This window comes from Schaalia sp. ORNL0103 (assembly GCF_019429565.1).
Taxonomy (GTDB): domain Bacteria; phylum Actinomycetota; class Actinomycetes; order Actinomycetales; family Actinomycetaceae; genus Pauljensenia.
The window spans coordinates 22,433-41,023 of record NZ_JAHXSA010000001.1 but is presented as its reverse complement, the minus strand read 5'-3'; the positions used below and the strand labels follow the sequence as shown (position 1 = coordinate 41,023).

Genomic DNA, 18,591 nt, shown 5'->3' with positions numbered 1-18,591 from the left:
CCTCATCAGTTCGCCCGCCTCTAAGATGGTCCACATGACTGACACAACCACGCGTGAGGCGGCCAATGCCTCGTCGATGAACACTCCCCCGGTTGCCCCGAAGCGTTACGGGTACCGGGTGCGCGACCAGTTCGGGCAGCATTTTGATGACCCGTGGGATTGGTTGCGTGACGGCGAGGATCCCGAGGTCAGGGCTCATTTGGAGGCGGAGAACGCGTGGGCAGACACGGTGACGGCGCCGACGCGCGAGGCGGCCGCGCGCCTCGTGGAGGAGGTCAAGGCTTCCACGGCGCTCACCGACGTGACAGTTCCGATCCGCGAGGGCGAGTTCTGGTATTTTCGGCGTTTCGCGGAGGGCCAGTCGTACGCGACGCATCACCGCGCGCCGGTGGAGCGCGACGAGGCCGGGGCGCCGATCCCGCTCGTCCCCGAACCGGGCGTGCCAGCGCGCGGTGAGGAGCTCCTCGTCGATGAGAACGAGTGGGCGCGCGGGCAGGAGTTTTTCCGCCTGGCGGACATGTACCCGTCCCCGGATGGGCGCCTGATCGCGTGGGCGCGGGACACGAGCGGGGATGAGCGCTACACGTGGGTCGTGCAGGAGGCGTCGGGCCGCGTCATCGACGAGGCCGTGGTGGACGCCGGGTACGGCTTCGCGTGGGCGGATGATTCCGCTTCCTTTATCTACATGGGTGTGGACGACGCGTGGCGCGCGTGCGACGTGTGGTTGCACCGCGTGGGCACGCCTCGTGAGGCCGACGAGCTGCTGCTGGTCGAGCCGGACGAGGGCTTCGAGATGGGGTTCGCTCCCTCGGGTTTCCCGGGGCACGTCGTCATTCATGCTTCGTCGTCGACGGCGGGCCGCGCGTGGCTGTGGCTGCCCGCCCACCCGTCCGTGCGCCCGCTGCCGCTGATGCCGGTGCGCCCGCGCACGCTGGTGTCGGCGGATTCGGCGGGCGACCGCCTGTTCATCGTGCATACGGGGTTGACGCAGGAGGGCTCGCTCGCTCAGGCGATGCTGCCCGAAGGGGGTTCGCCCGAGGCCTTGGCACAGTTGGGTGTTACTTCTTCCCCCGCGTACAGTCGCCAGGCCCTGGCGGATCGCACGCCGGGCACTCCCCTGCCGGAGGAAGAGCCCGCACCCCTCACGCCGTTTGAGTCCTGGGAGCCGCTGCGCAGCCCCGGCCCGGGCGAGCGCATCACCGACGTCGAGGCCCACGCGGGCTACGTGGCGCTCTCGCTTCGTTCGGGCTCGCTGACGCAGGTCGACGTGTGGGATCGCCGCGAGCCCACACCCACGTGGAGGCGCGTAGAGGTGGACGCCCCAGTGCGCACGATCGCGACCGTGCCGACCCCGTGGCCCGATCCGCTGCGCGTGGAGTTCCAGTCGCAGACCGTGCCCCCGACGGTCGCCGAGGTTTCCCTGCCGAACCCGGCCCCGGCCTCGTCCCCCGAGAACCCCGAAGGCGCGGCCCTGACCGTGCGCACCCTGCGCACCCGCGAGGCGCCCGGCTGGGACCCTGCCGAGTTCGTCGAGGAGCGCGTGTGGGTGCTCGCACGCGACGGCGCCACCCGCATCCCCGTTACCCTCATCCACCATCGCGACGCGCGCCCGGACGGCACGCACGCGGGCTGGCAGATCGGGTACGGCTCGTACGAGGTCAGCTACGACCCCGAGTTCGAGACCCTGCGTCTGCCGATCCTGCGCCGCGTCGTCTACGCGATCGCGCATGTGCGCGGCGGCGGCGAGATGGGCCGCGCCTGGTACGAGGACGGTAAGGAGCTGGTCAAGGAGCACACCTTCACGGACTTCATCGACGTGGCCGACTGGCTGGTCGACTCCGGGTGGGTGGCGCCCGGCCGCCTGGTCGCGGAGGGCCGCAGCGCCGGAGGCCTCCTCATGGGCGCGGTCACCAACGCCGCCCCCGATCGCTTCCGCGCGATCCTGGCGGGCGTGCCCTTCGTGGACGCGCTGTCGACGATCCTGGACCCGTCCCTGCCGCTCACCGTCGGCGAGTGGGAGGAGTGGGGCAATCCGCTGACCTCGCGCGCCGTGTTCGACGCGATGAGCCGCTACACGCCGTACGAGAACGTGCCCGACGGCGCGCTCCTGCCCGCGATCATGGCGACAACGTCGGTCAACGACACGCGCGTCGAGTTCGTGGAGCCCACCAAGTGGGTGCAGCGCCTGCGCGAGGCCACCGGCCAGGTTCCCTCCACGGACGAGGCCGGGGCTGGGCAGCGCTGCAATTGCTGCGATTCGGAGGCCGGCGAGGCGAGCGCGAGCGGGGAGGCCGGCCACGGCCTCGTCGCCTCACGCGACCCGCTCGAGCGTCCGATCATCCTACGCACCGAGATGGTCGCCGGGCACGCCGGCCCCTCCGGGCGCGAGGGCCGGTGGGCGGCGCGCTGCGAGGAGTTCGCCTTCGCGCTGGGCCAGGTGGGCGTCACGGTGTAACAGGTGGGGGCGGTCTTCGTTGGAAGACCGCCCCTCTCGCGTTGCGTCACTGTGCCGCGCGGCTGCACGTGTTACTGCGCGCCGCCGTCCCAGCCGGGGCGCAGAGAGAACGACTGAATCCTTCGCCAGTGGCCCGACGACAGAATATCGCCCTCCAACCAGACGTAGTCTGCCAGCTTGTCCATTGTGATGACGTCCCGGTATGCTCCCCCATCCCACGGCCGGTAAGAGAGGGTGACATTGTGATCCTCCCGGCGGCCCTCGAGCGCGTATACGCCCGTCTCACTCACCTGGTACACCATTCGCTGGTTGATTCGTGTACCGGAATAAGAGAACAGGTAGCGGCCTCGACCGCTCCTCAGGTCCACTGCAAACGCATCCCCGCCTTCGCTGATGAACCGGTACTCATCACCGACCTGAACCCCCTCGTAGTCGAAAATGCTGCGGTCCCTGTTCACTTCGATAGGATTCCCCTGCTCGTCGATCACAGGAATGATCGTGCGCTGCCCCGTCGACAGATCCCAGCGCTCGAGAACCATCGTTCCCGTCTCTCCACCATCTGCCAGCACACGAACGACTCGAGAGTCGCCCGTCTGGACGCTCGGCATCGTGATCACGTCCCCCTCGCAGGCGAACTCTCTCTGTCCCGACACCAAGCCGTCGATCATTGGCGCGACGCCAATGAGCCGAGGAGTGTCACCATCGCGATCATTCAACTGAACGACAACAGACAGCACCTCCGGCTGCGCACCATCATTGCCATCATTGCCCGACTGTGCGGCGTATGCCTCGAAGGCCTCTGACTTCATGCGCGACAGCTGCTCCGTGTCAACGATCGACAGGATCCTATCCCCGCACTGTCCTATGTCCCCGCGCGTTCCGGGAGTTGACACACTCGTCACGCTTCCATCAAGTTCGATCGTATCGACCCGATAACCCAAGTCCATCTCGTACGAAACCACGATGAATCGACCATCCGACAACTCATAACGCTGGACGTTCGAGGACCGCCAGCCCTCAGTTTCTTGACTACTCGTTCCGTTTTCTGTCGTCTGGTACTCCCATTGCTCGGCACCGAAGGAGATACCGCGATCAGACCACAGGATCCTACCTTCCCACTGGTTGCCGATACGCACGATATCCTGCTCCCCGTGCACGTCAACGAGTGCGACCAAGTTGTTCTGAATTGGGGATTCAAGGCCCGACTGCGATTGTGCTTCACCCAGCTGCACAGCAATGACGGCATCCCCGATGGCCAGTTCGCTGGTCGGCGTCACCGGCAGGGAAGCCTTCGGAGCGCAACTCCACGCGAGCAGCGCAATCGGGAGAGCGAGCGTCAGGAACGCCCATCGCCGGGAACGCTTCGGTTTCTTCGAGCTGCCTTGCTCCTGTTCGTCGGCACCCGTCTCGCGCTTCTCACCGTTGTGTGTACTCATGGTCGCCTCCGTCCTCGTCTGTGCGGCAGCGGGCGCTTCCACGCCCACCCCCAGAGTCTAGGGCACGAGGCCGAGGCTGCCCCGGCCTCGTTCACCGACACCCAGAGTCAGCTCGCCAGCCGGCTGCACACGCTACTGCGCGCCGCCATCCCAGCCGGGGCGCAGGGCGAAGTTCTCGATCTCTCGTTCTTGTCCCGACGACAGGATCCCTCCCGCGTTCGTCCTCAGATACTTCTCGAGTTGGCCCGTCGTGATGACCTCGCGCAGGTCTCCTCCATCCCACGGCCGGTACGAGATGGTCACGAGATGCTCGCGGTAGCGGTCCTCGAGCACGTAGACGCCGGTTTCGGTCACCTGAAACAGCGTCCTATGCGACGCGGTCTCTGTGGGGATAGTGAAGAGGTGGCGGGCCTGACCGCTCCTGAGGTTGACCGTGAAAGCATGGCCCCTACGACTGATGAACCTGTACTCGTCACCTACCTGCACCGCCTGGTAGCCAAAAATCGTCAGATCTTTGCTCAGCGTGATCTCATTGCCATTCTCATCAAACGCAGGAATCACCGTGCGCTGCCCTGTCGACAGGTCCCATCGCTGCAAAACCATGGGACCAGTCGTTGCATCCACGCCAAAGTTACGCGCAGCGACCGGATCATCCTGCAGCACGCTCGGCATCGTAATGACATCCCCCTCGCAGGCGAACATGAACTGCCCTGATTTCAATCCTTCAATCATTGGCGCGACCGCAAGGACTCGCGGCTCATCACCGACCGCGTCGTTCAGTTGCACAACAGCCGCTAATTCCTCCGGCATGTCAGTCTGACTGCCGGACTGGGCAGCATAGGCCTCGCGGGCAGATCCCTTAATGCTCTCGGATTCCTGAGTGTCTGTGATCGCCAGGATCCGTGACCCACACTGCCCGACATCACCGGACGTTTCCGCTGTCTTGACGCTCGTCGTGCTTCCATCGAGCTCAATGGTGTCAACCTGATTCCCCGTATACTTTGCACCTCCGAGGACAGCGATTCTTCCATCGGGGAGGGCATACCTCTTATCTTCAGTCGTTCGAAAACCCGGGCGCGGAGTCCGCCGAGTCCCCTTCTCCGTCGTCAGAAAGTTCTCGTTATTGACGCCAAAGGACAGACCGTTTTCAGTCCACAGGAGAGGATCCACCGAAGAGTCATCGAGATAGCTCACCGTCGGCTTCCCCTGCGCATTGAGGAGCGCAATCGCAGTGTCGCCACTCCCCTTCGCCAAGCCCGACACAGATCGCCCATGTTCCATCCACACAACCACCACCGCGTCTCCCGTGCTGAGCATCTCGATTGGTACGCTCGGCGGGGGACTGTAGGGCATACAGCTCGCCGCAAGCGCCGCAGCCGACAAGGCGGTTGCGAGGAATCCGCCCCGACGCGCACCCTGTGACCTGAAGACACGAGCGCGTCGTCGCGCCTGCATACCCTTCGACGTCGAGTCGGTGGCGTTAGCGTTCATCATCGATTCATCCTCGTCTGTGCGGCAGCGGGCGCAACCACGCCCACCTCCAGAGTCTAGGGCACGAGGGGCGCGCGGCCCCGGCCTCGTCCCCCTTCCGATCAGGCAAGCGCGATGCCGATAGGATGAGGGCATGACGATTACGGCGGCGGCGGACGGTTCTTCCCTCGGCAATCCCGGGCCCGCGGGGTGGGCCTGGTACGTGGACGAGGACACGTGGGACGCGGGCGGCTGGCCGCAGGGCACCAACAACCTGGGCGAGCTGACTGCGATTCTGCGCCTGCTCGAGGCCACGGCCGAGACCGGCGAAGAGCTGCACATCCTCGCCGACTCGCAGTACGCGATCAACGTCGTGTCGAAGTGGCGGCTCGGCTGGAAGAAGCGCGGCTGGACGAAGGCCGACAAGAAGCCCATCAAGAACCTGGAGCTTATCCAGGAGATCGACCGTGCCATGGAAGGGCGCCGCGTCACCCTCGAGTGGGTCAAGGGCCACGCGGGTCACCACATGAACGAGCGCGCAGACGACCTCGCGCGCGCATGCGCCGAGGCCTACCAGGCTGGGCGCACGCCCGAGCCGGGCCCCGGGTTCGGGGGCGGTGCGTCGCGCGGCAGCGCGTCGGCGGATCAGGCGTCCTCAGATCAGGCGTCCGAGGGTGCTGCCTCTGTGCCCGCGCCCGTCGAGCCGCACGACGTGCCCGCTGCTACTGATGCACTGGAGAGCGCTCCCGCTTCACGCGACACCTCCACCGACGAGGCCGCCACATCGACATTCCGTTCTCATCCCAGCGTTTTCTCCACGCCCGCCGAGTCGAGCGAACCCGCGGAGGCGGCCCCGGCCTCGTCCGTGAGAGCGGCGACCACCGAGGATGCGGTCGCCCACGAGCGCGAGTTCATCCTGGCGTGGACCGGCGGCGACGAGGAGGCGCTGGCGGCCATGACCGACGAGCGGACGACGCGCATCTGGCCGGGCGGTGGCGCGACCACGACGCTGGCGGGACCCTCGCCCGCTTCCCCGGCGATCGGTCGCATCGACGCGCACGACCTGGGCGGGTCGTTCCTGACGCGCTACCGGGTGCGGTGGGAGGGCGGCGCTTCGCTGGAATCCAGCGTGTGGGCGCCGGCGACTTCTGGCGAGTCGCGCCTGATCATGGTGCACCACCAGTCGACGCTGATCTCCTGAGCCGGGGCGTTCCGTCGCGGGCGCGCTCGGTGGGCGAGCTCCTGGTCCGCCCAGCCCCTTATGCGGATAGGTTGCGCACATGCGGATAGGTTATGCGCATGCGGATAGGTTATTAAGGTATCCGCATCCTCGTAACCTATCCGTATCCTCGTAACCTATCCGCGAGCCCCAACGGCACCTACGCGACACTGCACCCGATCAGTGGCACTACACCCGATCAGTGGCAGTGCACCCGATCAGAAGAGGTGCAATGCCTACGGATCGGGTGCAGCGCCCCGATCAACAAGAACAAACGCGGCATCTACAGGTCAATCGATGCCACCACCACAAGCAAACTGCACGCAGGACGCCGCCGGGTCGAGCTGAATCGGGAAATTTCCAGGCGCGACGCCCAATCATCGGGGAACGTTGGACAACACCAGCTATCAGCAGGGGCGCAAGCTTGCCGGAGCACCCCTCACCGCAACCCGCTACAGCTTGGCGCCCTCGAAGCTGAAGATATCGAGGAACTTGCGCGCACGATCCGATGAGGGATCCGCGAAGAACTTGCGCGGCGGGTCGACCTCGACGATGCGGCCCTCGTCCATGAAGACGATGCGGTCGGCGATCGCGCGGGCAAAGCCCATCTCGTGGGTAACGATGAGCATCGTCATGCCGGTGCGAGCCAGTTCCAGGACGACGTCGAGGACCTCGCGCACCATCTCCGGGTCGAGGGAGGCCGTGACCTCGTCGAGGAGGAGGATCTCGGGGTCCATCATGAGGGCACGCACGATAGCGACGCGCTGACGCTGGCCGCCGGAAAGCTGGCGCGGGTAGTCGTCGGCGCGGTCCGCCAGGCCGACGCGCTCGAGCAGTTTCAGCGCCCGCGCGCTCGCGTCGGCGCGCGATTCTCCCGCGACGAGGCCGGGGGCGAGCGTCAGGTTCCCCATGACGGTCAGGTGGGGGAAGAGCTCGTAGGACTGGAAGACCATGCCGATGCGACGGCGGACCTCGGGCCAGGAGACGCCGGGGACCGCCAGGTCGTTCCCGTCGAAGAGGATCTGCCCGGAGTTGATGGGCTCGAGGCCGTTGATAGTGCGCAGGAGCGTGGACTTGCCGCAGCCGGAGGGTCCGATGATGACGACGACCTCGCCGTCGGCGACGTCGAGGGAGACGCCGCGCAGGGCGTGGTGGCCGCCGGGGTAGGTCTTGTCGAGGTCGACGAGGCGCAGCTGCGGGTCGGAGGTCAGTTCTGCCATGTTTTCTCCATGTGGCGTGAGAGGAGCGAGATCGGCCAGCAGATGAGGAAATACAGCACGAAGATCAGGCCGTAGATCCACAGCGAGGCGGTCGGGTAGTTGAAGCGGTTGGCGTCGATGATCTGCTGTCCGACTTTGAGGACTTCGACGACGCCGATGAGGACGACGAGGGAGGTCGTCTTCACCATGCGGGTGATGAGGTTGACGGCCGGGGGCGCGAGCCTGCGCAGGGTTTGCGGCAGGATGACGCGGCGCATGGTCTGCCTCGGGGTGAGTCCCAGAGCGTATGCGGACTCGTACTGGTGGCGCGGGATCGCGATGAGCGCGCCTCGCACGAGGTCACCCATTTCGGCGCCGCCCCACAGGGTGAAGACGAGGACGGACGCCGTGATGCCGTCCAGGTTGATCCCCGCGACGCGCGTGAGCCCGAAGTAGGCGACGAACAGGAGGACGAGCTGGGGCATGATGCGCACGAACTCGAGGTAGAGCTGCATGAGCCAGCGCAGGGGGCGCCAGCGCGAGCGCATGCCGAGGCCGACGAACACGCCGAGCACCAGCGACAGCACGACGGACAGCGCGGAGATCCCGACGGTGACGCCCAGGCCCTCGAGGATGCGTACGAGGTTGCGGCCCTCGAAGATGACGTTAATTCCCAAATCCGCCACGGCGCACCTTCTTTTCGATGAGTCGGGCCGCGATGGACACGGGCAGGAGGATCACCAGGTAGGCGATGACCAGGAGGATCAGCGCTTCGGAGGTGTTGTAGGACATGCCGATGAGGTCTTTCGCGACGTACACGAGGTCGGGCAGGGCGACGACCGAGACGACGGAGGTTTCCTTAATGAGGAAGATGACGTTGGCGGCAAGCGGCGGCACGGAGGTCGCGATGGCCTGCGGGAGAGCGACGTGGCGCAGCGTCTGGGTGCGCGTGAGGCCGAGCGCCGCAGACGACTCCCACTGGATGGTGGCAATCGAGTCGAGGCCGGAGCGCAGGGCCTCGGCCATGTAGGCGCCACCCAGGAAGATGAGGCCGACGATCGCGCAGGTTTCACCGCTCCACTTGATGCCCACGCGCGGCAGGCCGAAGTAGATGAAGAAGAGCTGCACGAGCAGCGGCGTATTGCGCGACAGTTCAACGTAGGCGGCGGCAATCTGGGTGGCGACGGGGATCCGGTACTGCCGGATCGCGGCCACGAGCAGGCCGACCGCGAGCGAGCCGACGATGCCGATAGCCGCGATCCTCAGGGTGAGGATGGCGGCGTCGACGTACAGGGGCGCGTATCGCGCCAGAATGTCGAGATTCATAGGAAAAATCTGGGACGAGGCCGGGGCCGCCCGGGGCGTTCACCCGCGGTGGGCGCTGTCCCCAGTGGGGGCCACGGCCTCGTACCTGCGTCAGTTGGTGGAGGTGGTGTCCACGCCGCCTTCGACGACGAGGTCGTCGGGGGTCGCGGCGTCACCGTAGACGGGGGCGAGGGTCTGCTCGTAGTCCTTGTGGAAGAAGTTTTCCTTGCCGAGCTCAACGAGCTGGTTGTTCAGCCAGTCGAGGAGGGCGGTGTTGCCCTTCTTGACGGCGGCCGCGATGTAGCTGGTCTCGCCCAGGCTCTTGATGCCGACGCTGAAGCCGGGGTGCTGGATCGCCCAGGCGATGACCTCGGTGTTGTCGGTGGAGAAGGCATCGCCGCGGCCATCCTCGAGGGCCTGGTAGGCATCGGAGTACTGGTCGTACTTCTGGAGCTTGACCTCGGGGTGGTTGGCCTCGAAGTAGGCTTCGGCGGTCGTGCCCTTGGTGACGATGAGGGTCTTGCCGGCCAGCTGGCTCACGTCGGTGATTTCAGCCGAGGTGGGCGAGACGACGCCGAGGGAGACCTTGAAGTAGGGGTTCGCGAAGTCGACCTTTTCGGCGCGCTCGGGCGTGACGGTGAAGTTCGCGAGGGTGATGTCGACCTTGTTGGAGGCGAGGACCTCGGTGCGGGCAGCGGCGTCGACGGGGACGTACTTGGCGGTGACGCCCAGGTCGGCGGCGATGCGGTCACCGTAGACGACGTCGTATCCGGCGGGCTTGCCGTCGGCGTCGATGTAGCCGAAGGGGGCCTTGTCGGAGAAGATGCCGATGACGATTTCGCCGGCTTCCTTGATCTGCTCAGGGCTGCGGTCGCCGACCTGCGCGCTCGACGAGGAGGACGAGGAGGTGGACGCGCCTCCGGAGCATGCGGCCATGCCGAGGGCTGCGACCATGGCGACGGCGGCCGTGGCGAGTCGAAGGAATGGCTTCTTGCGTGCGTGAGTGGCGCTCATGAGGGCTCCTGATCTGCTTTTTTATTGGAAGCGCCGAGGGGATATTCCTCGGCGACAGGAACGATATTTCCACCGGACGGTTTATTGCGCGAGGGCTGTTTCCCGTTTTGAAACTATGTGACAGGTCCGTGACGAGGCTCCTTCCCACTTCGTGGAACGCCCCAGCCACGAGAGCGTGCAAGTCGTCACGCAGGGCCCCGCCAGCGCGCACTCCCACCGCCTCACGCGCCACAATTGCACCCATGCCCAAGCTACCGCGCACTGTGAACCTCCCCGTGCCGGCTAGCCCTACCCGCCGCGAGATCCTCGAAGGCCTGCGCATCACGGCGCCCGTGGCCGCGGGATACATCCCGCTGGGCCTCGCGTACGGCGTTCTCGTCATCCAGCTGGGCCTGCCGTGGTGGTTGGCTCCGTCGCTCTCCCTGGCTGCCTACTCAGGGTCGGCCGAGCTGCTCGTCGTCACTCTGGCCGCGCAGAATACGCCGCTCGCCGTCATCGCGGTGACGATGCTGCTGGTGAACTTCCGTCTCCTGTTTTTCGCTTTCTCGTTCCCGCTGCACGTCATCGAGGGCCGCTTCGCGCGCCTCTTCTCGATGTACGCCCTCGTGGACGAGGCCTACGCGCTGACCGCCGCCCGCCCGAACGGGTGGACGAAGCCTCGGCTGCTGGCGATGCAGGTTCTCTTTCACCTGACGTGGCTGATCTCGAGCCTCGTGGGCGTGTCCGCGGGCTCGTTGATCCCCACGCAGATCGAGGGCCTCGACTTCGCGCTCACGGCTCTGTTCCTCACGCTGACCCTGGACGCGGCGCGCACGAGGCGCGAGCTGCCCTCGGTCCTCCTGGCTGGCGCGTCCTTTGCGGTGGCCATGGTGGTGGCGCCAGGCCAGCGCCTGCTCGTGGCGCTGCTGCTGTTTGTCGCATGCCTGGTGGTGCGCCACGTTCTTCATCGCCGAGGCATCCTGCGCTCCGCGGATGAGGTGGCCGAAGGGGGTGCACAGTGACTCCGACGTTGGGCTACCTGCTGGCGCTCCTGGCGATCACCTTCGTCATCGACTTTACGTTGCGCGCTCTGCCGTTCAAGATCCTGGAGCCGCTGCGCGATTCGCGTTTTGTCTCCGACATGGCGGTGTGGATGCCGCCGGGCATCATGCTGATCCTCGTGCTCTCGACGCTGACGCAGAGCGCGCAGGAGACGGGCCGCTGGTGGGCGGCGCTGGTGGCGACGAGCGTCACGGTCGCGGTGCACTTGCTGAGCGGCCGCAAGCTCCTGTGGAGCGTCGGCATCGGAACGGTCTGCTACGTCGCGTTGCTGAACTGGCTCTGACGAAATAGCGCTGACGAACTGGCTGTCACCCGCTGGCTCTGAGCCGCGGGCGCGCGGGTTACCGCCCCCAAAGTCGCACGTAATTTAACATGGTCATTTTTCGAGATGCTCCACAAACGCTGCAATTCCAACGACATGCTTTCAAAGCCTGAAATACTCGCAGGGGAATTACGTGCGAGATTGTTGGGGAACCGCGTATGGCAGTCCACCCCTTTGATCCGTACGTTAACCCGCTAATACGCGTGTAGGCCCGCTAATACGAACCTGGGCATCCCCTCCCACAACCCACATAGCGGGTTTACGTGCGATATAGCGGGTTAGCACTCGCAATAACGGGTTCACGTGCGGACAACACACCACGCCAGACACCAAATCCGCCACAGTGCAGCCCCGTTCAGTCAAAACAGCCCATTGTCAGCATCTTTCACCGAGGTGGTCTGCACTTTGGGCGCTACACCACCCCCTGCAGTACTCGCACTCCCACCAACGGGGGGAATGGCGTCATTAGGGGTATGACACGCCGGCGACACGCGGGCAGCCAGTTCCTAATGCTGCAAAACCCCCATCGGCAGCCAGCCTGAAGCTCGCGGCGCGGACGTCTCGCGGGCGGGCCGCCGCCCACGGGCACACCAAGCAGCCCGGAACACCCGTGGGGCCACGCAGCGCCCGGAAAACAGACGGGACAGCAAACGGGCACAACGGCACCGCCGCAAAACCGCTACCATTGTGTCCATGCACACAGAGTCGTACCTGCACCACGGTCACACCGTTTACGAACACCGCCTGGACGTTCCGCTTGATCACCTGCGCCCCACCGGCGAGGACAATCCGACGATCCAGGTTTTCGCGCGCGAGGTCGTGCGTAAGGGCCGCGAGGACGCGCCCTACGCGGTGTTCCTGCAGGGCGGCCCCGGCTACCCGAGCCCGCGTTTCGGCACGTTTACCGGCGGGTGGATGAATCGTCTCCTGCAGGATTACCGCGTGGTGCTCCTCGATCAGCGAGGCACGGGCCAGTCGACACGCATGGACGCACAGGCGCTCTCCCACTTGGACACGGACGAGGAGAAGGCCGCGTACCTGCGCCACTTCCGCCAGGACCAGATCGTGTACGACGCGGAGGCGTTGCGACGCGAGCTGTGCGGGGATGACCCGTGGACGACGCTCGGCCAGTCTTTCGGTGGCTTTATCACGACCTCGTACCTGTCGTTGGCGCCCCAGGGCCTGAAGGCCAGCTTGATCACGGGAGGCCTGCCCGGCCTCGTCCATGTGGACGACATCTACCGCCTGACGTATGAGCGCACGGCGGCGCGCAACCGCGCGTACTTCCAGCGCCACCCGGCCGATGAGCGCACGGTGCGCGAGCTGTGCGCGCACCTGGCGGACGCGGAGGAGACGCTGCCGACGGGCGAGCGTCTCTCCCCCGCGCGCCTGCGCATGATCGGCATGATGCTGGGCGGACAGGGCAACACGGATCAGCTGCACTACCTGCTCGAGGGCCCGTGGACGTCGGTTCGAGGCCAGCGCAGGCTCTCGTCGCAGTTCCTGGCGGCGATCGGCTCGCAGGTGGACGTCGCGCCAATCTACGCAGTGTTCCAGGAGTACATCTACGCGTGCGCGACGCCGGACCTGGTGGGCACGGCGACGGGCTGGGCGGCGGATCGCCTGGCCGAGGAGATCCCGGGCTTCGCGAAGGACGCGAACCCGCTGGATGAGAGTGAGCCGTTCTACCTGACGGGCGAGCACTTCATGCGCCGCGTCTACGACGAGGACCCGGGCTTGGCGCCGTTGAAGGGCGTCGCGGAGATCCTCGCGTCGACGACGGAGGCGGCTCCCGTTTACCTGCCGGATGTGCTGGCTGAGAACACGGTGCCGGTGGCTGCGGCCGTGTACTACGACGACATGTTCGTGCCGCGTGAGCTGTCCGTGGAGACGGGCGAGCTGATCGGCGCCCGCCACTACATCACGAACGAGTACCAGCACGACGGATCCGCCTATTCCGGCGGAAAGGTCGTTTCTCACCTGCTTGACCTGCTCGCGGACTGATCCGCGTGCTCCCGATTGAAAGGACTGGCCATGGCCGCCTCATCTAGCTGTTCTTGTCCGTGCGCTGGCTCGGTGGACCCGACTCGGGTCGCGGGGTTCGCGGCGGGCGTGGGTGCGACCGTCGCGTGGTACGCCCTGCCCGATTACGTGCGCTCGCGCCCGTTGCGCGGTCTCGTGAAGGCGGGCCTGCTGGGGGTGCTCGGCTGGTCGATGGTAGCGCAGTTGCCGGAGCCCTCGGAGCTTCCGCCCTACGATGACGAGGACGTGGATTGCTCGAAGTCGTCCCCCATCGCAGGTGAGGATCCGCTCGAGGGTGTCACCGAGGCGGATCCGGCGGAGCTGGCGGTTCTCGCGGGCGCGGCGCTGGGTTCGGCGATGATCACGGTCGGCGTGGAGCGCTGGCTGTTCCGCCGCGGCGAGGGTCGCCGCGCGCAGGGCGTTCGTTTTGCCCACACGAGGCAGGGGCTGGCCCTGGGCGCTCTGGAAGCGGGCCTGACCGCGCTGACGTTCGGCGCGGGGGCTGTGCGCGAGAAGCTTTCGAAGGGCTGACCTTCCGTCCCGCGCCAACGAGGCCGGGGCTCGGTGATCGGGTCCGTGCGCGTGAGCGTGCGGGCCCGACGTGCGTCAGAGGGTGCGGCCGTTGATGCGGCGCAGGGCTTGGCAGGATCGCCAGGAGTTGAGGAGCCCCATGGCGAGGGGCAGGGAGACGAGGGCGGCGAGGAGCGCGGATTCGGTGGCGACGGCGATGCCACCGACGGCGAGGAAGCCGATGAACCAGGCCAGCTGCATGCGCGCGCAGGCGGTCATGACGGCGCCGTCTTGCCGGGCGGCGTGCAGGGCTGCGTGGGACTCGGAGAAGATGACGAGGTCTTCGTTGCCGTCCCATTCGCGGTGCCAGCGACGGGCGGCGATGAGGAGCGCGGCGAGGAGCGCGAGGAGGATGAGCCCTCCTCCGAGGATGAGGGTCAGGGCGAGGCCGGCAAGCTTTTCGAGGATCGTGTCGGGCATGGAAGAGAACTCGACGATGGCGACGATGGCGCTGACGGAGACGATTAGGAGGATGGTGACAACGTCGATGGCGATGTTGACGCGGCCCTGCGTTCGCTGTCCGGCGCGCACGCGGTTGTAGCGGCGCAGCTGGTCATTCCCCAGGCGGTAGGGCCGGGGCGCAGCATCGAATTGTAAGGGCTGATAGGTCACGCCCTCACAATAGCGCTGTCCGTTAATTATTCGCGCCTTACAAAGCAACTGTGCGATGCCCAGTTGGACACTTTTTCACTGGTCAGGATATGAGCATTTTTCGCCGTCATCACTGAAACTGCGCGGCGACAGGGATCAGCGGGTGAGCGCCATCAGCCCGAAGAGGATGAGCCCCGCCAGCACGATCATGCGAATGAAGTCCATGACGGAGCTCCCCAGGTCCGGGAAGCGCTTGCGCAGGATCCTGAAAGTCAGGCGCACGCCTCGCGGGAGGACGCGATTGAAGAGCGCGATCTGCGCGAACGTCATGAGGTAGCCACTCAGCGACATGACGGCGTACAGGAGGAAGAAGAACAGCGCGAGCTCATCCGTCATGACGCGCAGGGTCGCAACGTAGCCAATTCCGCAGCCAAAGCCCGCGAAGATGGCGAAAATCCAGGCTTTGTCAAGGGCGAAGGTCACGCGCTTGAGCATCCGCCCGTAGGCCTCGGCGACGGTCGACTCCATCTCGATGGCGTACGAGGAGCGCCCCGCTCCCTTGAGCGGGTGGGCCAGGGAGTCGTATGCGAACTTCGCTTCGGCCAGGTCCGGGGCGTTCGCGGTAGCGCGCCCGAAGGCCCACTGGGCGCCGTTGGGTTCGACGGGTGCCCACAGGCGCCCGTATGCCATGAGGAGCTCGACGTCGTTGGGAAGGCCGTCGGTGGCGATCTCGGAGACCGGGCGCGCTTCGTCGTAGCGTCCGAGGTCGACGAGGCAGAGGGTCAGCTCGCGGGCGATCTCGGCGGATTGGGGGTGCAGGCGCATGCCGGCCGAGGCCGTGGCCTCCGCGTCCTCGACGAGGCCTTGGTGGCGCCGGGCGCGCGCAATGAGCGCGAAGGGGTCGGCCATGTCGTCGCCGTAGGCGCGTGCGCGCGTCGCGTACTCCTCACACAGGGGGTACAGGCCGAGGCGGTCGGCGCAGGCCGCGGCCTGGACGTCGCGACGGTAACAGGCGTCTTCACCCACGACCTCGAGAGATTCGAGGATGGATAGGGTCGCGCGGTAGTCGTGGCGGGCGAGGGCCTCGTCAACGTCGGCGAAGGTGGGCGTCGTCATGGCGAACACGATACCGCCCCGCACGCGCCAGAGGTGACCTCGTCCACGACATGCAAACTCCCGCCACGTCACGGTATGGGAAAACCGCTCGCGACCTCGGGCGACGTCATTCGTCGGCGCTCTTCGGCCAGGTTTCGCTGCAGATTGTTAAACAACCGGAGTACGCTGACCAATAAGTGATGCGCAACACGCGCGCCGCTCGATTGTTCCAACGGAGTGAAGCAATGCCCCCCCTTCCAGCCACCTCAACGGTTCCCGAATCGGCGGGAACCGTAGAATTCGCCGAGTCCTTTTCGTGGGATTTTCCGGTTAAGGTGGACGCGATTCTGTCGCTGAAGGACCAGTGCGACAAACCGATCGCGGCACTCGACGAGGCCATTGGCGACGCGACAGCCGCCCGAGGGATGGTCGAACATCAGAGAGCCAGGCTGGTGGAGACCGTCGTCGAGCACCTGACGAATGTCATCTCCGCGAGCGAGCATGCGCTGTCATGTTTCCGCTCGCTGCAATCCGCCCTGGAGGACTACGGGGGTGCCATGCAGCCCGTCAGGACGGAGTTTCAGGCCATCATCACCGACGCTACGGCAGCCGGACTAATGGTTTCTCAGGCCGGCACACAGGTCACCATCAGCCACCCGGCAGACGTTCCAGGAGGCATTGGCGTCATCTTTGCGTCGCTGCGCTCGCGCTGCGAGATCAATCAGAGGAAGTTCGCCTACGCGGAAACACTGTTCGGCGATGCCCTCGCGGGCATCGACCCCGCCCTCTGGGAGTCGACGCTCCTCCCCGTCTTCAATAAATTCGTCGACACGTATGGATTCCCCACGGGGTTGAATGTGCCAGCTCGCCTACCCGGCTGGGCGGACACCATGCGCAATACCCTCGCAGACGGGATCGAGTCGGTCTACCTACAGGCGAAGGGCGCCAAGTACCAGGCACCTGCCGGAATCAAAGACGCGTCCCTCTGGAAGCAGATCACCGAGCGAGGAAACCTCAAGAACTGGAAAGTCCCGGGAGTGGACGCCGTCAAGGGCGGCAGCCGAGCGATCAAGACAGCCGACGTTTTGCGGCTCTTCATAATTGAGGGTGTGGGGGTGGTATGCGGGGTTGGGCGTGTCGTGGCCGGGTAGAGGTCGAGGTCTTCCGATGATGGGGGTTGCGACACCGTCCATCTGAAAGACCTCGACATGTCCAATGCTACCTTTGATCGCCCTGATCTGAGCGCCTTCACGGGCCTGGATGACCTAGGACTGGAAGTGATGGGTCAACGTGTAGGAGACGATCGGACCGTCTTGGCCTGCAAGGTAGTGGGTGAGGATCGGTGGTGCCGACAGTGTGGGGGTGAGGGCGTCGTACGTGACACGGTGGTCAGGCGCTTGGCTCACGTACCCTACGGGTGGCACCCCACCATGTTGCACGTGAGCGTGCGCCGCTACCGCTGCCCAGAGTGTGCTCACGTGTGGCGTCAAAACATGAGTGCAGCGGCCGACCCGCGTGCGAAGCTCTCGCGTGCGGCGGTGCGCTGGGCGCTGGTGGGCCTGGTGGTCCATCATCTGACGGTGGCGCGCGTCGCCGACGTATTGGCCGTGTCGTGGAACACTGCCAATACCGCGATCTTAGGTGAAGGCCAGCGCATGCTCATCGATGATCCTGATCGTTTCGAGGGGGTGCGTGTCATTGGCGTGGATGAACACGTGTGGCGACACACCCCATACGGGGACAAATACGTCACCGTCATCTTGGACTTGACTCCTATACGTGACCGTCGTGGTCCCTCCCGGCTCCTGGATATGATTCCGGGCCGATCCAAGCGGGTTTTCAAAACCTGGCTGGCCTCCCAGCCCGACACCTGGCGCGAGCGCATTGAGATCGTCGCGATGGATGGATTCACCGGCTTTAAGAGCGCCGCCGCCGAAGAGCTCCCAGACGCGAGGGCGGTCATGGATCCTTTCCACGTTGTGCGCCTGGCCGGTGATGCTCTCGATGAGTGCCGCAGGCGCATTCAGCAAGAACTTCACCATCGGCGCGGGCGGGCCACGGATCCCCTGTACAAGGCTCGCAGGATGTTACACACCAGATCTTGCCTGCTCACCCCACGCCAGCAACACCAGCTAGCCGATCTGTTCGCCAGCGATTGCCACGTCGCACTCGAAGTCACCTGGAGCGTCTACCAGAACATCATCGACAGCTACCGCGATCCCCACAAAATCCGCGGCAAGGCCCTAATGCAAGCCGAAATCAACACACTGACCTCCACGCGCGTACCCAGGGGCCTGACCGAGCTCATCACGCTGGGCAGAACGCTCAAACGCAGAGCCGGAGACATCTTGGCTTACTTCGATCATCCCCACACCAGCAACGGTCCTACCGAAGCCATCAACGGCCGCCTCGAACACCTACGCGGATCCGCACTCGGATTCCGAAACCTCAACCACTACATCACCCGAGCACTCCTCGAAACCGGAGGATTCAGACCCCAACTACACCCTCAATTATGAAGAGCCCGTTTTGCGAACGGGCGGTAAGCTCGCAGGCCGTGCCTGCGCGGTCCTGGACGGAGTCGTCAGCGCCTACGACAGCTACCAGTCAGACTCCTACCACCACCCGGAGATGGGACAGGGCGAAAAGATCGCAAGAGCCGGCGTGACGGGCGCAGCCAGCGCTACAGGCGCGTACTTCGGAGCAACCTACGGGGCACAACTCGGCGCAGCCATCGGGGCAGTCGGCGGCCCCGTCGGCATTCTCGCCGGAGGCGTGATCGGCGGAGTCATAGGCGGGCTCGCGGGCAGTCAGACCGGCAAGTTGATCGGCAGCTGGATCAACAACGGCAT

Annotated in this window: 16 protein-coding genes; 8 read left to right on the top strand and 8 right to left on the bottom strand. The window is 65.6% G+C overall.

All coding sequences use genetic code 11. The features are described from left to right. The first annotated feature begins 25 nt into the window (after positions 1-25). Positions 26-2,455 carry a S9 family peptidase gene (locus tag JJJ16_RS00200; RefSeq protein WP_219750901.1) on the top strand — a complete coding sequence of 810 codons (2,430 nt, stop codon included), beginning with the start codon at positions 26-28 and terminating at the stop codon, positions 2,453-2,455. Positions 2,456-2,526: 71 nt separating this feature from the next. Here JJJ16_RS00200 and JJJ16_RS00195 read toward each other — a convergent pair whose 3' ends face one another. After that, the gene (locus tag JJJ16_RS00195; RefSeq protein WP_219750900.1) at positions 2,527-3,891 is read right to left on the bottom strand and encodes a hypothetical protein; all 1,365 of its coding nucleotides are present in this window, start codon (positions 3,889-3,891) and stop codon (positions 2,527-2,529) included. A 132-nt stretch (positions 3,892-4,023) separates the two neighbouring features. After that, positions 4,024-5,385 carry a hypothetical protein gene (locus JJJ16_RS00190; RefSeq protein ID WP_225904949.1) on the bottom strand — a complete coding sequence of 454 codons (1,362 nt, stop codon included), beginning with the start codon at positions 5,383-5,385 and terminating at the stop codon, positions 4,024-4,026. A 130-nt stretch (positions 5,386-5,515) separates the two neighbouring features. On the opposite strand from JJJ16_RS00190, the gene JJJ16_RS00185 reads away from it, so the two are divergent. Next, the gene (locus JJJ16_RS00185; RefSeq protein ID WP_219750899.1) at positions 5,516-6,562 is read left to right on the top strand and encodes a ribonuclease H family protein; all 1,047 of its coding nucleotides are present in this window, start codon (positions 5,516-5,518) and stop codon (positions 6,560-6,562) included. Positions 6,563-7,032: 470 nt separating this feature from the next. Here JJJ16_RS00185 and JJJ16_RS00180 read toward each other — a convergent pair whose 3' ends face one another. From JJJ16_RS00180 to JJJ16_RS00165, 4 genes are all read right to left on the bottom strand, one after another. Continuing rightward, the gene (locus tag JJJ16_RS00180; protein ID WP_219750898.1) at positions 7,033-7,800 is read right to left on the bottom strand and encodes an amino acid ABC transporter ATP-binding protein; all 768 of its coding nucleotides are present in this window, start codon (positions 7,798-7,800) and stop codon (positions 7,033-7,035) included. Beyond that, positions 7,788-8,465: an amino acid ABC transporter permease gene (locus JJJ16_RS00175; RefSeq protein WP_219750897.1), complete on the bottom strand. Its 678-nt coding sequence runs from the start codon at positions 8,463-8,465 to the stop codon at positions 7,788-7,790. The genes JJJ16_RS00180 and JJJ16_RS00175 overlap by 13 nt, the downstream gene beginning before the upstream one ends. Further along, positions 8,446-9,105 (bottom strand): amino acid ABC transporter permease, encoded by a 660-nt coding sequence (locus JJJ16_RS00170; RefSeq protein WP_219750896.1) that lies wholly within the window; start codon positions 9,103-9,105, stop codon positions 8,446-8,448. Before JJJ16_RS00170 ends, JJJ16_RS00175 begins: the two co-directional genes overlap by 20 nt. A 90-nt stretch (positions 9,106-9,195) precedes the next feature. Then, on the bottom strand, positions 9,196-10,098 hold the full coding sequence (locus JJJ16_RS00165) for a cysteine ABC transporter substrate-binding protein (RefSeq protein ID WP_060566143.1): 903 nt from the start codon (positions 10,096-10,098) through the stop codon (positions 9,196-9,198). A 242-nt stretch (positions 10,099-10,340) separates the two neighbouring features. Between JJJ16_RS00165 and JJJ16_RS00160 the strand changes: the two genes are divergently transcribed. The 4 genes from JJJ16_RS00160 (at position 10,341) to JJJ16_RS00145 (ending at position 14,014) form a co-directional block, all read left to right on the top strand. Continuing rightward, a complete protein-coding gene (locus JJJ16_RS00160) occupies positions 10,341-11,099 on the top strand; it encodes an AzlC family ABC transporter permease (RefSeq protein WP_225904948.1) in 759 nt (252 codons plus the stop codon). Next, a complete protein-coding gene (locus JJJ16_RS00155) occupies positions 11,096-11,422 on the top strand; it encodes a branched-chain amino acid transporter permease (RefSeq protein WP_219750895.1) in 327 nt (108 codons plus the stop codon). The genes JJJ16_RS00160 and JJJ16_RS00155 overlap by 4 nt, the downstream gene beginning before the upstream one ends. Positions 11,423-12,154: 732 nt before the next feature. After that, positions 12,155-13,465, top strand: coding sequence for an alpha/beta fold hydrolase (locus tag JJJ16_RS00150; RefSeq protein ID WP_219750894.1), 1,311 nt, complete (start codon positions 12,155-12,157; stop codon positions 13,463-13,465). A 30-nt stretch (positions 13,466-13,495) separates the two neighbouring features. Further along, complete coding sequence (locus JJJ16_RS00145; protein ID WP_219750893.1) at positions 13,496-14,014, top strand: peptidase S9; 519 nt, start codon at positions 13,496-13,498, stop codon at positions 14,012-14,014. Between the two features lie 75 nt (positions 14,015-14,089). Here JJJ16_RS00145 and JJJ16_RS00140 read toward each other — a convergent pair whose 3' ends face one another. Together JJJ16_RS00140 and JJJ16_RS00135 are read right to left on the bottom strand one after the other, a co-directional pair. Further along, positions 14,090-14,665 (bottom strand): hypothetical protein, encoded by a 576-nt coding sequence (locus JJJ16_RS00140; RefSeq protein WP_219750892.1) that lies wholly within the window; start codon positions 14,663-14,665, stop codon positions 14,090-14,092. Between the two features lie 135 nt (positions 14,666-14,800). Continuing rightward, positions 14,801-15,760, bottom strand: a complete 960-nt coding sequence (locus JJJ16_RS00135; protein ID WP_219750891.1) for a hypothetical protein — start codon at positions 15,758-15,760, stop codon at positions 14,801-14,803. Between the two features lie 224 nt (positions 15,761-15,984). Here JJJ16_RS00135 and JJJ16_RS00130 point away from each other — a divergent pair, with 224 nt between their 5' ends. Next, positions 15,985-16,890: a hypothetical protein gene (locus JJJ16_RS00130; protein ID WP_225904946.1), complete on the top strand. Its 906-nt coding sequence runs from the start codon at positions 15,985-15,987 to the stop codon at positions 16,888-16,890. Positions 16,891-16,947: 57 nt separating this feature from the next. After that, entirely contained in the window at positions 16,948-18,258 is a 1,311-nt protein-coding gene (locus tag JJJ16_RS00125) for an ISL3 family transposase (RefSeq protein ID WP_101602518.1), read from the top strand. The last annotated feature ends 333 nt before the right edge of the window (positions 18,259-18,591 follow it).

Bases quoted from the DNA above. Each gene is read 5' to 3' on its own strand.
- JJJ16_RS00200 (WP_219750901.1), top strand. From the start codon at position 26: ATGGTCCACATGACTGACACAACCACGCGTGAGGCGGCCAATGCCTCG.
- JJJ16_RS00195 (WP_219750900.1), bottom strand. From the start codon at position 3,891: ATGAGTACACACAACGGTGAGAAGCGCGAGACGGGTGCCGACGAACAG.
- JJJ16_RS00190 (WP_225904949.1), bottom strand. From the start codon at position 5,385: ATGATGAACGCTAACGCCACCGACTCGACGTCGAAGGGTATGCAGGCG.
- JJJ16_RS00185 (WP_219750899.1), top strand. From the start codon at position 5,516: ATGACGATTACGGCGGCGGCGGACGGTTCTTCCCTCGGCAATCCCGGG.
- JJJ16_RS00180 (WP_219750898.1), bottom strand. From the start codon at position 7,800: ATGGCAGAACTGACCTCCGACCCGCAGCTGCGCCTCGTCGACCTCGAC.
- JJJ16_RS00170 (WP_219750896.1), bottom strand. From the start codon at position 9,105: ATGAATCTCGACATTCTGGCGCGATACGCGCCCCTGTACGTCGACGCC.
- JJJ16_RS00165 (WP_060566143.1), bottom strand. From the start codon at position 10,098: ATGAGCGCCACTCACGCACGCAAGAAGCCATTCCTTCGACTCGCCACG.
- JJJ16_RS00160 (WP_225904948.1), top strand. From the start codon at position 10,341: ATGCCCAAGCTACCGCGCACTGTGAACCTCCCCGTGCCGGCTAGCCCT.
- JJJ16_RS00150 (WP_219750894.1), top strand. From the start codon at position 12,155: ATGCACACAGAGTCGTACCTGCACCACGGTCACACCGTTTACGAACAC.
- JJJ16_RS00145 (WP_219750893.1), top strand. From the start codon at position 13,496: ATGGCCGCCTCATCTAGCTGTTCTTGTCCGTGCGCTGGCTCGGTGGAC.
- JJJ16_RS00135 (WP_219750891.1), bottom strand. From the start codon at position 15,760: ATGACGACGCCCACCTTCGCCGACGTTGACGAGGCCCTCGCCCGCCAC.
- JJJ16_RS00130 (WP_225904946.1), top strand. From the start codon at position 15,985: ATGCCCCCCCTTCCAGCCACCTCAACGGTTCCCGAATCGGCGGGAACC.
- JJJ16_RS00125 (WP_101602518.1), top strand. From the start codon at position 16,948: ATGTCCAATGCTACCTTTGATCGCCCTGATCTGAGCGCCTTCACGGGC.